This is a genomic window from Rubrivivax sp. JA1026 (assembly GCF_011065555.1).
GTDB lineage: Bacteria > Pseudomonadota > Gammaproteobacteria > Burkholderiales > Burkholderiaceae_C > Rubrivivax > Rubrivivax benzoatilyticus.
Genome location: NZ_JAALCQ010000009.1, coordinates 210,284 through 224,066 on the forward strand (window position 1 = coordinate 210,284; position 13,783 = coordinate 224,066).

Here is a 13,783-nt window from a genome sequence, read left to right on the forward strand (position 1 = left end):
CCCCGTAAAATCCCGGACCATGGCTTCTTCCGCCCCGCAACTTCTGCACTACGAGGGCGGCAACGCGCTCTCCCCGTTCCGGTCCCGCTCGCTGCTCACGCGGCTGCAGTCGGCCTGTCCGCGCATCAGCGCCGTTGCCGCTCGCCACGTCCACTGGGCCGCGTTCGACGCCGAGCCCGACGCGGCGACGCGTGAACGGCTCGCGGCGCTGCTGGCCGTCGGCGACCCCTACGACGGCCCCGCCGACGGCGAGCTCGTCGTCGTGATGCCGCGCCTGGGCACCGTGAGCCCGTGGGCGAGCAAGGCGACCGACATCGCGCACAACTGCGGCCTCGCCGTGCACCGCGTCGAGCGTGTCACCGAGTACCGGCTGACGGTCAAGGGCGGCTTCTTCGGCGGCGCCAAGCCGCTGGCCGACGAGGAGCGTGCCGCGGTCGCGGCAGTGCTGCACGACCGCATGACCGAGAGCGTGGCTTTCGAACGCGGCTCGGCAGCGCAGCTGTTCGCCGCCCAGGCCGCCGAGCCGCTGGCCCACGTCGACGTGCTCGGCCACGGCCGCGAGGCGCTGGTGCAGGCCAACGTCGAGTTCGGCCTGGCGCTGTCGGCCGACGAGATCGACTACCTCGTCGAGGCCTTCGGCAAGCTCGGCCGCAACCCGAGCGACGTCGAGCTGATGATGTTCGCGCAGGCCAACAGCGAGCACTGCCGGCACAAGATCTTCAACGCCGAGTTCACCATCGACGGCCAGAAGCAGCCGCTGTCGATGTTCGGCATGATCCGCAACACCGAGAAGGTGTCGCCGCAGCACAGCATCGTCGCCTACAGCGACAACGCCGCGGTGATGGAAGGCGGCCCGGTCGAGCGCTGGCTGCCGCAGGGCTGGACCGGCGCCCCGGTCTACGGCGCGCGTGCCGAGACCTCGCACGTGCTGATGAAGGTCGAGACGCACAACCACCCGACGGCGATCTCGCCGTTCCCGGGGGCGGCCACCGGCGCCGGCGGCGAGATCCGCGACGAAGGCGCGACCGGCCGTGGCGCCAAGCCCAAGGCCGGCCTGACCGGCTTCTCGGTCGGCAACCTGCGCCTGCCGGGCACGAACGAGCCCTGGGAGCGCGAGGACATCGGCCGCCCCGGCCACATCGCCAGCGCCTTGCAGATCATGACCGAGGGCCCGCTGGGCGGCGCCGCGTTCAACAACGAGTTCGGCCGGCCCAACCTGGGCGGCTACTTCCGCGTCTACGAGCAGACCGTGGCCGGCGTGCAGCGCGGCTACCACAAGCCGATCATGATCGCCGGCGGCATCGGCGCGATCTCGGACGACCAGACGCACAAGCTGCCCTTCGGCGCCGGCACGCTGCTGGTGCAGCTCGGCGGCCCGGGCATGCGCATCGGCATGGGCGGCGGCGCCGCCAGCTCGATGGCCGCCGGCACCAACGCCGCGGCGCTCGACTTCGACTCGGTGCAGCGCGGCAACCCCGAGATCCAGCGCCGCGCGCAGGAGGTCATCAACCACTGCTGGGCGCTGGGTGAAGCCAACCCGATCCTCGCGATCCACGACGTCGGCGCCGGCGGCATCAGCAACGCCTTCCCCGAACTCGTCGACGGTGCCGGGCAGGGCGCCCGCTTCGACCTGCGCAAGGTGCCGCTGGAAGAGACCGGCCTGGCGCCCAAGGAGATCTGGTGCAACGAGAGCCAGGAGCGCTACGTCCTGGCGATCGCGCCCGACAAGCTCGAGGCCTTCGAGGCGGTGTGCGCGCGCGAGCGCTGCCCGTTCGCCGTCGTCGGCGTTGCCACCGCCGAGCGTGAGCTGGTCGTCGAGGACGGCTCCGAAGCCGTCATCGACATGCCGATGGACGTGCTGCTGGGCAAGCCGCCGAAGATGCACCGCGACGTGACGCGCGTCGAACGCAGCGAAGCGCCGCTGGACCTGACCGGCGTGAAGCTCGATCAGGTGGCGCTGGACGTGCTGCGCCATCCGACGGTCGCCAGCAAACGTTTCCTGATCACGATCGGCGACCGCACCGTCGGCGGCCTGAGCCACCGCGACCAGATGGTCGGCCCGTGGCAGCTGCCGGTGGCCGACTGCGCGGTGACGCTGGCCGACTACGCCGGTTTCCGCGGCGAGGCGATGGCTATGGGCGAGCGCACGCCGCTGGCCGCGCTGGACGCGCCGGCCTCGGGCCGCATGGCCGTGGCCGAGGCCGTGCTGAACCTGCTGGCCGCGCCGATCGAGCTGTCGCGCGTGAAGCTCAGCGCCAACTGGATGGCGGCCTGCGGCGAACCCGGCGAGGACGCGGCGCTGTACGACACCGTCAAGGCCGTCGGCCTGGAGCTGTGCCCGGCGCTGGGCGTCGGCATCCCGGTGGGCAAGGATTCGCTGTCGATGAAGACGCGCTGGGCCGATCCGGCCAGCGGCCAGACGCGCCAGGTCACCGCGCCGGTGTCGCTGATCGCCAGCGCCTTCTGCACGCTGGACGACGTGCGCGGCACGCTGACGCCGCAGCTGCAGCGCGGCGACACGGCGCTGCTGCTCGTCGACCTGGGCGGCGGCAAGAACCGCCTGGGCGGCTCGATGCTGGCCCAGGTGCTGGGTGGCTTCGGCGATGCCGTGCCCGATCTCGACGACCCGGCGCGCCTGAAGGCGCTGGTCGCCGCCGTCAACGAGCTGCGCGGCGCGGGCACGCTGCTGGCCTATCACGACCGCAGCGACGGCGGCCTCTGGGCCGCGGTCTGCGAGATGGCCTTCGCCGGCCACGTCGGCGTCAGCCTGAACGTGGACATCCTGGTCACCGAAGGCGACGGCATCGCCGACAGCCGCGCCGACGTCGGCGACTCGAAGAACTGGGCCACCCAGGTCGCCGAGCGCCGCAACGAGCTGACGCTCAAAGCCTTGTTCAACGAGGAGCTCGGCGTCGTGCTGCAGGTGCCGCGCGAGCAGCGCGACGCCGCGATCGCGGTGCTGCGCGCCCACGGCCTGTCCAAGGACACGCACGTCATCGGCAAGACCAACGAACGCGGCGCGGTCGAGGTCTGGCGCGACACCCAGCTGCAGTTCTCGGCCCCGCTGGCCGATCTGCTGAAGCAGTGGGACGAGGTCAGCTGGCGCATCGCGCGCGAGCGCGACAACCCCGAGAGTGCCGACAGCGAACACGCCCGCGTGGCGGCGGCCGACGATCCGGGGCTGCACGTGCAGCTCACGTTCGACCCGGCCGAGGACATCTGCGCGCCGTTCGTCCACGCCGCGCGGCCGAAGATCGCGATCCTGCGCGAGCAGGGCGTCAACTCGCACGTCGAGATGAGCTACGCGATGCACCAGGCGGGCTTCGACACCTACGACGTGCACATGAGCGACCTGCAGGCCGGCCGCGCGGACCTCGCGCAGTTCCAGGCCTTCGTCGCCTGCGGCGGCTTCAGCTACGGCGACACGCTCGGTGCCGGCGAGGGCTGGGCGCGCTCGATCCTCTTCAACCCGGCGCTGAACGACGCCTTCGCCGCGTTCTTCGCCCGGCCGGACACGATCGCGCTGGGCGTCTGCAACGGCTGCCAGATGCTGGCCGCGCTGTCGCCGATGATCCCGGGCGCCGAGCACTGGCCGAAGTTCACGCGCAACAAGAGCGAGCAGTTCGAGGCCCGGCTGGCGTTGGTCGAGGTGCTGCAAAGCCCCAGCGTCTTCTTCGACGGCATGGCCGGCAGCCGCATCCCGATCGCCGTCGCGCACGGCGAAGGTTTCGCCGACTTCTCGCAGCGTGGCGACGCCGCCCGGGTGCTGCGTGCGATGCGTTTCGTCGACCACCACGGCCGCGCCACCGAGGCCTATCCGGCGAATCCGAACGGCAGCCCCGACGGCCTGACCTCGGTGACCACGGCCGACGGCCGCTTCACCGCGCTGATGCCGCACCCGGAGCGGGTCTTCCGCAACGTCCAGATGAGCTGGACATCGGGCGACAAGAGCGTGTTCAGCCCCTGGATGCGCATGTTCCGCAACGCGCGTCGTTCGCTGGGCTGAAGTCATGCGGGAGGCTCGGCCGCCGTGCCGGGTCTCCCGCGCAGAATGCGTGCCGCCGGCTTGGCCGGCCTGAACCAGGAGTCCGCACCCATGCGCCATTGATGCCGCCGTCTGCATGACGGCTTTCGCCCCTCCGGCAGCACCGGAGGACCGAATGCATCGATCGGAGCCCGGGATGACGGATCCTCTGCTGACGCTGGACGGCGTCGGCTTCCTGCTCGCCGACGGCCGGCCGCTGTTCGCCGACCTTCACGAAACCTTCGACCGCCGCCGCACCGGCCTCGTCGGCCGCAACGGCATCGGCAAGAGCGTGCTCGGCCGCGTGCTGGCCGGCGAGCTGCCGCCTTCCAGCGGCCGTGTGCGCCGCCAGGGGCGTGTCTTCCGCCTCGCGCAGCAGGCCGAGCCGGCGCCCGGCGCGACGCTGGCGCGGCTGGCCGGCGTCGCCGATGCGCTGGCCGCGCTGCAGCGGCTGGAAGCCGGTGACGGCGACGAGGCCGACCTCGTGCTGCTGGCCGAGCGCTGGGACCTGCGCCAGCGCCTGCAGGCCGAGCTGGCGCGCGCCGGGCTGCCGCCGCTGCCACCCGACACGCCGGCGGCCCGACTCAGCGGCGGCCAGGCGATGCGCGCCGCACTGGCGGGCGCCTGGCTCGCCGACGCCGACTTCCTGATCCTCGACGAGCCCAGCAACCACCTCGACCGCGAAGGTCGCCGTGCCTTGCTCGCGCAGCTGCGGCGCTGGCGCGGCGGCCTGCTCGTCATCAGCCACGACCGCGAGTTGCTGGAGACGATGGAGAGCATCGTCGAGCTGTCGCCGCTGGGCCTGCAGCGCCACGGCGGCGGCTGGAGCTTCTACGTCGAACGCCGCGACGCGATGCGGGCCCAGGCCGAAGCCGAACTGGAGCGCCGCAAGCTCGAACGCCGCCAGACCGCTGCGCGGCTGCAGCGCGAGGTCGAGCGCCAGCAGCACCGTCGGTCGCAAGCGCGTCAGGAGCGTGGCGACGGCAGCCAGCCGAAGTTCGTGCTCGACTTCCGCCAGGAACGCAGCGAAGCCAGCGCCGGGCGGCTGCGCCAGCGCCACGAGGCGGTGCGCGCCGAGTTGGCCGGCGCGGTGCACGAGGCGGCGGGCCGGGTCGCGGCTGACGTGGCCATCGTCGTGCCGCCGTTGCCGCCGGCGGTGCTGCCGCACGAGGTGCTGGCCTTCGACGGCGAACTGCCCTTCGTCGCCGCGCCGCTGGCGCGTGTGCAGCTCAGGCTGCACGGCGCCGCCCGGCTGGCGGTCTGCGGCCCCAACGGTTGTGGCAAGTCGACGCTGCTGCAGGTGCTGGCCGGGCGGCTGGTGCCGCGGGCCGGGCAGGTCGAACGCTACGTCCGCCACGCCTGGCTGGACCAGCGGCTGGCCGGCTTCGATGGCCCGGGCAGCGCACTGGAGCTGTTGCGCCCGGCCTGCCGTCAGCGGCCCGAAGCCGAACTGCGAACACGCCTGGCGCAACTGGGCCTGGGCGCCGCGGCGCTGGACACGCCGTGCGCGGCGCTGAGCGGCGGCGAACGCTTGAAGCTCGCGCTGGCCCACGCGCTGCTGGCCGACGAGCCGGCGCGGCTGCTGCTGCTCGACGAACCCGGCAACCACCTGGACCTCGCCGCGCTCGAGGCGCTGGAAACGATGCTGCGCGGCTGGCGTGGCGCGATCGTCGTCGTCTCGCACGACGAGGCCTTCCTCGCGGCGCTGGCGCTCGAGGAACGCCTGGACGCGACGCCTGAGGGCTGGCGGCGGCGCCCGTTCTGAGCGCCGGACAAAAGAAAACCGGCCCCGCGGGGCCGGTTTTCAGCGTGAGGCGGCAAGGGCCTCAGGCCTGGGTGTCCATCTGCTCGATGCCGGCGATGGCCCAGCCGCGGCTGTCGTCGCCGACCGGCTTGACCAGGTGCCAGACCTCGTCGAAGGCCACCGGCTCGGCGCCGGCTTCCTCGCGCACGCGGCCGACGTAGCGCACGCTGACGATCTGGCGGCCGTCTTCCTCGGCCACGTCGACGACCTTGGCCTCGACCTCGACCACGTCGGTGGTCTGGGTGCTGCTGCCCCGGTCCTGCAGGTCCATCTTCAGCTCGGCGAACATCTCCGGCGTCGTGAAGCGGCGCAGGTCGTCGAGGTCGGCGCTGTCGTTGGCCGCCTGCAGGCGCACGAAGATCGTCTTCGCGACACGCTCGAAGCTCTCGCTGTCGAAGGCTGCCGGCACGAAGGCCGGGGCCAGCGTGCGTTCGGCCGCGACCGGCGCGGCCGCGGCGACCGGCGCCGCGGACGGCACCGGCGTCACCGGGGTGGGCGACACCGGCGCCGGCGGCGGCGTCCAGTCGGCCGGGCCGGTGCGCAGCGCCCCGACACCGGCGGCGGCCGGCGCGGCAGCCGGGCGGGGCCCGAAGCGGCGCAGCAGGAAACGGATGACGAAGAACGCGACGACGGCCAGCAGCGCGATCGTCAGGAAGTTGGCGAACTCCGCCCCCAGACCCAGATGGCTCATCAGCGCCGCCAGGCCCAGGCCGGCCGCGATGCCGGCGATCGGGCCGAGCCAGGAACGCTTGCCGGCCGCCGCGGCGGCGCCAGCGGCCGCGCCGGCCTGCGTCGGGGCGGCCTGGTTCGGGGCTGCCTGGGTGGGCTGGGCAGGCTTGGCCGGCGTCGGTGCCGGTGCGGTGCGGTCGGGCATGCTGCGCTGCATGCCGGAGGACTTGCCGCCACCCATGCGTTTGGCTTCGCTCAGATCGGGCGCGAGCGTGAGCGCGAGCGAAGCGGCGAGCGCGACGAGCCAGCCGGATTTCATCGGAGTGTTTCCTCTTGTGAGAATGATCGAGGTGCCGAGTGTGCGCGAGGACCCGCCCGGCACCAAACGCCGCCCGCCAATCCCCCATCGGCCGTCGGACAGGGCTTGAATGCCGGCGCCTGCGCCCCAAGTGCCGACGGACCCTTCACGTCGAGAAAGAACGCGATGTCGATCACCCTGCTCTGGATGCTGACCGTGCTGCTGATGCTGGTCGGCCTGGCGGGCACCGTGCTGCCGGTGCTGCCGGGCACGGCGCTGGTGTTCGCCGGGGCCTGGCTGGGGGCCTGGATCGACGGCTACGAGCGGGTCGGCGTCTACACCGTCGTCGTGCTCGGCGTGATGGCCGCGCTGGCCTGGGCGCTGGACTACGTCGCCGCGCTGATGGGTGCCAAACGTGTCGGTGCCAGCCCGCAGGCGCTGGTCGGCGCGGCGATCGGCACCGTCGCCGGGCTGCTGGCGGGCTTCGTCGGCGTGCTCTTCATGCCGTTCATCGGCGCGGCGGCCGGGGAGTACCTGGCGCGCCGCGACGAGCAGCGCGCGATGCAGGTCGGGCTGGCCACCGGCCTGGGGCTGCTGCTGGGCATGGTCGCCAAGGTCGCGATCGCCTTCGCGATGGTCGGCGTGTTCATCGTCGCGTGGCTGGTCTGACGGCGCCCACCCGAGGCCGCGAAGCCAGGCTCGCCGTCGACCGGGCAGACCGCTGAGCCGTTGACGCGCGACGCTGCGCCGGCTCAGGCGCCGGCCAGCCGGCCGAGCCACTCGTGCATCGCGATCCAGCTCAGGCGATAGGCCTCGGGGTCGGGCAGCAGGTCGCCGCCTTCCAGCGGGCGCTCCGGCCGCGTGCCGGTGGGCGCCGCGACGAGTTGCATCGGCACGCCCTGGCGCGCCGCGGCACGTTCGAAGGCGGCCAGCGCGCGCCGCATGTGAAAGCCGTTCGTGACCAGCACGATGCGCGTGATGCCGGCCTCGTGCAGCAGCGCGACACTGTGGACCGCGTTCTCGTGGGTGTCGCGCGAGCGCGTCTCGGCCCAGCGCGGCACCATGCCGTGGTCCTCGGCCAGCGTGGCCGCCGCCACCTCGGCTTCCGAGGGCCCGCTGCGCGCGTGGTGGCCGCGGCCGCCGCTGAAGGCCAGCGGCAGCCCGGTGCGGCGGGCGAGCCAGACGCCGTAGCGCAGCCGCTGCGCCGACAGCGGCTTGAGCACCGCGGCGCCGTACTCCGGGGCCTCGGGGTAGATGCCGGCGCCGAGCACGACGATCGCCGTGCCGGGGGCGTCGCGCAGCGCCCGGACCTCGTCGGCGCCGAGTGCCGCCGGCGGCTGCGTCAGCCGGGCCACCAGCCAGTGGCTGCCCGCCGGCGTGCACACCGCCCAGAGGGCCAGGACGCCGGCGGCCAGCGGCAGCCAGCCCAGCGCCCGGCGCCGCAGCATCCAGGCGCCGAGCAGGATCAGCAGCAGCATCGGCACCGGCGGCAGCAGCAGCATCGCGAGTGCCGGCTTCCACGACTCGATGCCCAGCCGCACCAACAGGTCGTTCATGCGGGACGGATCGGGGGGATGGGCGACATTGTCACCGCGGGCGGCTGAGGCATCATCGGCTCATGCTCGCGAGTTCTGACAAGACGAGCCGTCGGCTGCGCATCGCGGCCGCACTGCTCGCCATCGTCGCCGCGCTGGCCGTGGCGGCGGCGCTCCTGGTCCCCCGTGTCGTGAAGACCCAGCTGGAGCAGCGTGGCAGCGCGCTGCTCGGCCGCGGGCTGCACGTGGCCGAGGTCTCGTTCTCGCCGTTGACGCTGACGCTCGAGCTGCGCGGCCTGCAGCTCGACGCCGCGGCCGGCGATGCCGGGGCCGGCCCGCAGGCGCGCATCGAGCGGCTGGCGCTGAATCTCTCCGCGCGCAGCCTGCTGGCGGGCCTCCCGATCGTCGAGGCGCTGCAGGTCGACGCGCCGTCGCTGCGCCTGGCGCGCACCGCGGCCGGCCGCTATGACGTCGACGACCTGATCGCCCGACTGACGGCACCGTCGCCGCCGGACGCCACGCCGGCGAGGTTCGCGCTCTACAACCTGCGCGTGCAGGGGGGCCGGCTCGACTTCGACGACCGCCCCGCAGGCCGCCAGCACGTGGTCGACGCCGTCGAGCTCGCCTTGCCCTTCGTGTCCAACGCGCCCGAGCAGGTCGACGTCGACGTCGAGCCCCGGCTGTCGCTGCGCCTGGACGGCAGCGCGCTGACGCTGCAGGGCCGCTCGCGGCCGTTCGCCGCGGATCGGGAGAGCCTGCTGACGCTGGAGCTGCCGTCGCTGGCGCTCGACCCGCTGTGGCCCTACCTGCCGCATTCGCTGCCGCTGCGCGGGCAGGGCGGCGTGCTGTCGGGGCGGCTGGACATCCGTTTCGCGCAGCCGGCCGGCAAGCCGCCCGAACTCGCGCTGCACGGCCCGCTGACGCTGTCGAGCATCGCGCTGGCGCGGCCCGATGGCGCGCCGCTGGCCGCCTGGAAGGCGCTCGAGATCGAACTCGAGGACCTGCGCCCGCTGGAGCGCCGCGTGGCGCTGAAGACCGTCCGGCTGGACACCGCGGTGCTGCACCTGCGCCGCGAGGCCTCGGGTGCGCTGGAGCTCGTGCGCCTGGCCGGCTCCGGCGCCACGGCACCGGCGGCCAACACGCCCGCCTGGCGCTGGGCCGTGGGCTCCAGCGAGGTGCTGGCGTCCAGCGTGCACTGGGAAGACGCCGCGCTGCGGCCGGCGGTGCCGCTGGAGCTGCGCGACCTGTCGCTGCGCGTGGGCCGTCTGGGCGAACCGCAACCGCCGGCGCCGGCCACCGTCGCCGGCGCCGTGCGGCTGGTCGCCGACGGCCAGGACGCGGGCCGTTTCGCCGTCGACGGCACGGCGTCGACCGTGGCGGCCGCCGTCGGCGTCGACATCGAGGCGCTCCAGCTCGCCGCCGCGGCACCCTATCTGCGCCAACAGCTGCTGCAGACGCCGACCGGGCGGGTGGACGGCCGCGTCGAGCTGGACTGGGCTGCAGGCCACGACGGCCGCCTGATGCTGCGCCTGCCGCAGGCCCGTGTCGACGGCCTGCGCTGGGGCCGCCAGGCGCTGGCCACGCTGGAACTGACCGGACTCGGCGCCGATCTGCGGGCGCGGCGGCTGGAGGCCGAGGCCCTGCGCCTGGACCGCCCGGCGCTCGACCTGGAACGCGACGCGCAGGGCCGCTGGAACGTGCTCGCCATGCTGCGCCCGCCGGCCGCCGGCGCGGCGCCGGCCACGGCCTCTGCCGGTCCGGCGTGGCAGGCCGTGCTGCGCCGGCTGAAGATCGATGGCGGCCGGCTGCACCTGTCCGATGCGGCCGCGGCGGCGCCGGTCGGCTTCGGCGTGCAGGCGCTGGCGCTGACGGCCGGCGAGCTGCGCTGGCCGGCCACGGCCCAGCCGTCGCCGCTCGAACTGTCGCTGCAGCTCGCGCCCGACCGCGTGTCCGGCGCGCCGGCTCCGGTGCCGGGCCGGCTGCAGGCCCAGGGCACGCTGGCGCTGGAGCCGCTGGCCTGGCGGGGCCGGCTGTCGCTTTCACGGCTGCCGCTGCAGGTGGCCGAACCGTACTGGCGTGCGCAACTGCCGGTGCAGGTGCGGCGCGCCGAACTCGGCTGGCGCGGCGACACCGAGCTGCGCCTGACACCGGGCGGGCCGGCCTTCTCGCTGCGCGGCAACGCCATGCTGGCGGACCTGCGTGTGCAGGCCCGCGGCGACGACGACAGCGGCGAGGCCGGCGACGAGCTGCTGGCCTGGCAGTCGCTGCGGGTCGAGGCGCTCGCGGCGTCGATGGCGCCGGGCCGGCCGCTGCAGCTGACGACCGGCCCGGTGCGCCTGTCGCGCTTCTTCTCGCGGCTGGTCGTCACGCCGCAGGGCCGCCTGAACCTGCAGGAGGCGAACGTCGCCGACGGCGCCGCCGTGGCCGTGCCGCCGCCCGCCGTCGCGGCGGCCAGCGCGCCGGCCGCGGCCGCCATGTCGCCGGTGCTCGACATCGCCGGCGTCGAGTTCGTCGACGGCCGTGTCGACTTCCGCGACCGTTTCATCCAGCCCAATTACTCGGCCTCGCTGAGCGAGCTCAACGGCAAGCTGGGCCGGCTGCGCTCGGGCACTCGCGAGATGGCGACGCTGGAGATCACCGGCCGTGCCGCCGACACCGCGACGCTGGAGGTGCGCGGCGCGCTGAACCCCACCGCCGACCCGCTGGCGCTGGACATCGCCGCCAAGGCCAGCGGGCTGGAGCTGGCGCCGCTGTCGCCGTACGCCGGCAAGTACGCCGGCTACGCGATCGAACGCGGCAAGCTCAGCATGGACGTCGCCTACCGCGTCGACGCCGACGGCCGGCTCGAGGCCCGCAACCGCATCGTGCTGAACCAGCTGACCTTCGGCGACCCGGTCGACAGCCCCGAGGCGACCAAGCTGCCGGTGCGGCTGGCGCTGGCGCTGCTGTCCGACCGCAACGGTGTCGTCGACGTCGACCTGCCGATCAGCGGCTCGATCAACGACCCCGAGTTCAGCGTCTTCGGCCTGGTGCTGAAGGTCATCGGCAACCTGATCGTCAAGGCGGTGACGGCGCCGTTCGCGCTGCTGACCGGTGGCGGCGGCGACGAGACCGGCGCGGTCGAGTTCCTGCCCGGCACCGCCACGCTGGCGCCGTCGGCCGAGGCGGCGCTGGACCGCATCGCGCAGGCGCTGAAGGACCGCCCGGCGCTGCAGACCACGGTGGCCGGTGCCGCCGATGCCCGCGCCGAACACGACGCGATCCAGGCCGCGGCGCTGGAAGAGCGCCTGCGCACCGAGCAGGCACGCGAGCGGGCGCGTGCACGCAGCGTCGCCCCGGGCGCTGCCGCGCCAGCCGCCGAGGAGCGTGAACGCACGCTGCGCCGCGTCTATGCCGACACCCGGCTGCCGGACAAGCCGCGTTACCTGATCGGCCTGGCCAAGGACATCCCCGCAGCGGAGATGGAGCGGCTGCTGAAGGCCGCGATACCGGTCAACGCCGATGTCGCACGCGATCTGGCGCTGCGCCGCGGCGTCGCGGTGCGCGAGGCGCTGGTCGCCCGCGGCCTGCCGGCCGAGCGCCTGTTCCTCGCCGCACCCAGGCTCGACGCGGCCGAAGGCCAGGCCGGCTGGACGCCGAAGGTCGAGCTGTCGCTGGAGATGCCTTAGGCCGCCGCCACCGCCGCCGCGACCTGCTCGCGCAGCCACTGGTGCGCCGGGTCGCGGTGCAGGCGTTCGTGCCAGAGCATCAGCATCTCGAAGCCGGGCAGCTCGACCGGCGGCTCCACGACCTGCAGCGCGCCGCCCGCACGCAGCTGGCGCGCCGGCAGCATCGCCACCAGGTCGCTGGCGGCCAGCGCCGCTTCCAGGAACAGGAAGTGCGGCACCGACAGCACGACGCGCCGCGCCAGCCCTCGTGCCGCCAGCACCGGGTCGGTCGCGCCGACGAAACCGCCGCCGTCGGGCGAGACGATCGCGTGCTCCAGCGCGCAGAACTCGGCCAGCGTCGGCCGCCGCTGCAGCGCCGGATGGCCGGCGCGCGCGACGAGCACGTAGCGCTCCTGGAACAGCGGACGGCGGCGCAGGTCGGGCGGCGCCAGCTCGGTGGCATGGAAGGCGAGATCGAGTTCGCCTTGCTCCAGCTGGCGGGCGAGCGTCGGCGGCTTCAGTTCCAGCACCGCGAGCCGCGTGCCCGGCGCCGCGGCACGCAGCCGGGCCAGCGCCGGCAGCACGATCGTCGACGCGCCGTAGTCGGTGGCCGCGACGCGCCAGGTGTGGGTCGCGTGCGCCGGGTCGAACGCCGCCGACGGCGCGATCGCCTGGCCGAGCGCGGCCAGCGCCTCGTGCAGCGGCGCGCGCAGCTCCAGCGCACGCGCGGTGGGCCGCATGCCGCGTGGGCCGGGCAGCAGCAGCGGGTCGGCGAAAGCCTCGCGCAGCTTGGCGAGCTGCACGCTGACCGCCGGCTGCGACAGATGCAGGCGCGCGGCGGCACGGGTCACGTTCTGCTCGGCGAGCAGGGCGTCGAGCGTGACCAGCAGGTTGAGGTCCAGTCGCCTCAGGCTATCTTGCATGGCTATACCAGGCGTCACTGCAATTCATTTCCAATATACAGCTGGCCTGCCTATCGTGCGTCGCATCTCCTGTTGGAACACGACGCATGAAAGTCCTGATCGTCTACGCCCACCCCGAACCGCGCTCGCTGAACGGCGCGCTGAAGGATTTCGCCGTCGAGCGCCTGCAGCGCGCCGGCCACGAGGTGCAGGTCTCCGACCTGTACACGATGCACTGGAAAGCGGCGCTCGACGCCGACGACGACCGCGCCCACCCGCCCGGCGCGCGTTTCGACGCCTCGGCGAACTCCAAACATGCCTTCGAGAACGGCACCCAGAGCACCGACATCGAAGCCGAGCAGGCCAAGCTGCGCTGGGCCGACACGCTGATCCTGCAGTTCCCGCTGTGGTGGTTCTCGATGCCGGCGATCCTCAAGGGCTGGGTCGACCGGGTCTACGCCTGCGGTTTTGCCTACGGTGTCGGCGAGCACTCGGACACGCACTGGGGCGACCGCTACGGCGAAGGCCTGCTCGCCGGCAAACGCGCGATGCTGGTCGTGACGACCGGCGGCTGGGCCTCGCACTACGCGCCGCGTGGCATCAACGGGCCGATCGACGACATCCTGTTCCCGATCCAGCACGGCATCCTGTTCTACCCGGGCTTCGAGGTGCTGCCGCCGCACGTCGTCTACCGCAGCGGCCGCATCGACGACGCCGGTTTCGCGCAGGCCAGCGCGGCGCTGGGCGAGCGCCTGGATGCGCTGTGGACGACGGAGCCGATCGCCTTCCGCCGCCAGAACTTCGGCGACTACCGGATCCCGGAGCTGGAACTGCGGCCCGAACTCGCGCCGGGCGAGTCGGGCTTTTCGATCCACGTCGAGCGCGCCGGCCGCTGAGCGGCCGG

8 protein-coding genes are annotated in these 13,783 nt (G+C 73.7%); 5 read left to right on the forward strand and 3 right to left on the reverse strand.

What is annotated here, in order from left to right; translation table 11 throughout:
* Window positions 1-19 precede the first annotated feature (19 nt).
* Together purL and G5B56_RS15905 are read left to right on the forward strand one after the other, a co-directional pair.
* On the forward strand, window positions 20-4,006 hold the full coding sequence (gene purL, locus G5B56_RS15900) for a phosphoribosylformylglycinamidine synthase (RefSeq protein WP_164963861.1): 3,987 nt from the start codon (window positions 20-22) through the stop codon (window positions 4,004-4,006).
* A gap of 175 nt (window positions 4,007-4,181) precedes the next feature.
* Window positions 4,182-5,789 carry an ATP-binding cassette domain-containing protein gene (locus G5B56_RS15905; protein ID WP_164963862.1) on the forward strand — a complete coding sequence of 536 codons (1,608 nt, stop codon included), beginning with the start codon at window positions 4,182-4,184 and terminating at the stop codon, window positions 5,787-5,789.
* Window positions 5,790-5,850: 61 nt separating this feature from the next.
* Here the strand turns inward: G5B56_RS15905 and G5B56_RS15910 are convergent, their stop codons facing one another.
* On the reverse strand, window positions 5,851-6,816 hold the full coding sequence (locus tag G5B56_RS15910; RefSeq protein WP_164963863.1) for a Tim44 domain-containing protein: 966 nt from the start codon (window positions 6,814-6,816) through the stop codon (window positions 5,851-5,853).
* Between the two features lie 165 nt (window positions 6,817-6,981).
* Between G5B56_RS15910 and G5B56_RS15915 the strand changes: the two genes are divergently transcribed.
* A complete protein-coding gene (locus G5B56_RS15915; RefSeq protein ID WP_009856877.1) occupies window positions 6,982-7,464 on the forward strand; it encodes a DUF456 domain-containing protein in 483 nt (160 codons plus the stop codon).
* Between the two features lie 83 nt (window positions 7,465-7,547).
* Here the strand turns inward: G5B56_RS15915 and G5B56_RS15920 are convergent, their stop codons facing one another.
* Window positions 7,548-8,351 (reverse strand): YdcF family protein, encoded by an 804-nt coding sequence (locus tag G5B56_RS15920; protein ID WP_164963864.1) that lies wholly within the window; start codon window positions 8,349-8,351, stop codon window positions 7,548-7,550.
* Between the two features lie 62 nt (window positions 8,352-8,413).
* On the opposite strand from G5B56_RS15920, the gene G5B56_RS15925 reads away from it, so the two are divergent.
* Window positions 8,414-11,998, forward strand: a complete 3,585-nt coding sequence (locus G5B56_RS15925) for a DUF748 domain-containing protein (protein ID WP_164963865.1) — start codon at window positions 8,414-8,416, stop codon at window positions 11,996-11,998.
* Here G5B56_RS15925 and G5B56_RS15930 read toward each other — a convergent pair.
* The gene (locus tag G5B56_RS15930) at window positions 11,995-12,900 is read right to left on the reverse strand and encodes a LysR family transcriptional regulator (protein ID WP_164963866.1); all 906 of its coding nucleotides are present in this window, start codon (window positions 12,898-12,900) and stop codon (window positions 11,995-11,997) included. The genes G5B56_RS15925 and G5B56_RS15930 overlap by 4 nt on opposite strands.
* 86 nt (window positions 12,901-12,986) lie before the next feature.
* On the opposite strand from G5B56_RS15930, the gene G5B56_RS15935 reads away from it, so the two are divergent.
* Complete coding sequence (locus G5B56_RS15935) at window positions 12,987-13,775, forward strand: NAD(P)H-dependent oxidoreductase (protein ID WP_164963867.1); 789 nt, start codon at window positions 12,987-12,989, stop codon at window positions 13,773-13,775.
* Window positions 13,776-13,783: the final 8 nt, after the last annotated feature.

What these genes read in the sequence shown, in the direction of transcription:
- G5B56_RS15920 (WP_164963864.1), bottom strand. Translation starts at nt 8,351, where the DNA reads ATGAACGACCTGTTGGTGCGGCTGGGCATCGAGTCGTGGAAGCCGGCA.
- G5B56_RS15905 (WP_164963862.1), top strand. Translation starts at nt 4,182, where the DNA reads ATGACGGATCCTCTGCTGACGCTGGACGGCGTCGGCTTCCTGCTCGCC.
- purL (WP_164963861.1), top strand. Translation starts at nt 20, where the DNA reads ATGGCTTCTTCCGCCCCGCAACTTCTGCACTACGAGGGCGGCAACGCG.
- G5B56_RS15930 (WP_164963866.1), bottom strand. Translation starts at nt 12,900, where the DNA reads ATGCAAGATAGCCTGAGGCGACTGGACCTCAACCTGCTGGTCACGCTC.
- G5B56_RS15915 (WP_009856877.1), top strand. Translation starts at nt 6,982, where the DNA reads ATGTCGATCACCCTGCTCTGGATGCTGACCGTGCTGCTGATGCTGGTC.
- G5B56_RS15935 (WP_164963867.1), top strand. Translation starts at nt 12,987, where the DNA reads ATGAAAGTCCTGATCGTCTACGCCCACCCCGAACCGCGCTCGCTGAAC.
- G5B56_RS15925 (WP_164963865.1), top strand. Translation starts at nt 8,414, where the DNA reads ATGCTCGCGAGTTCTGACAAGACGAGCCGTCGGCTGCGCATCGCGGCC.
- G5B56_RS15910 (WP_164963863.1), bottom strand. Translation starts at nt 6,816, where the DNA reads ATGAAATCCGGCTGGCTCGTCGCGCTCGCCGCTTCGCTCGCGCTCACG.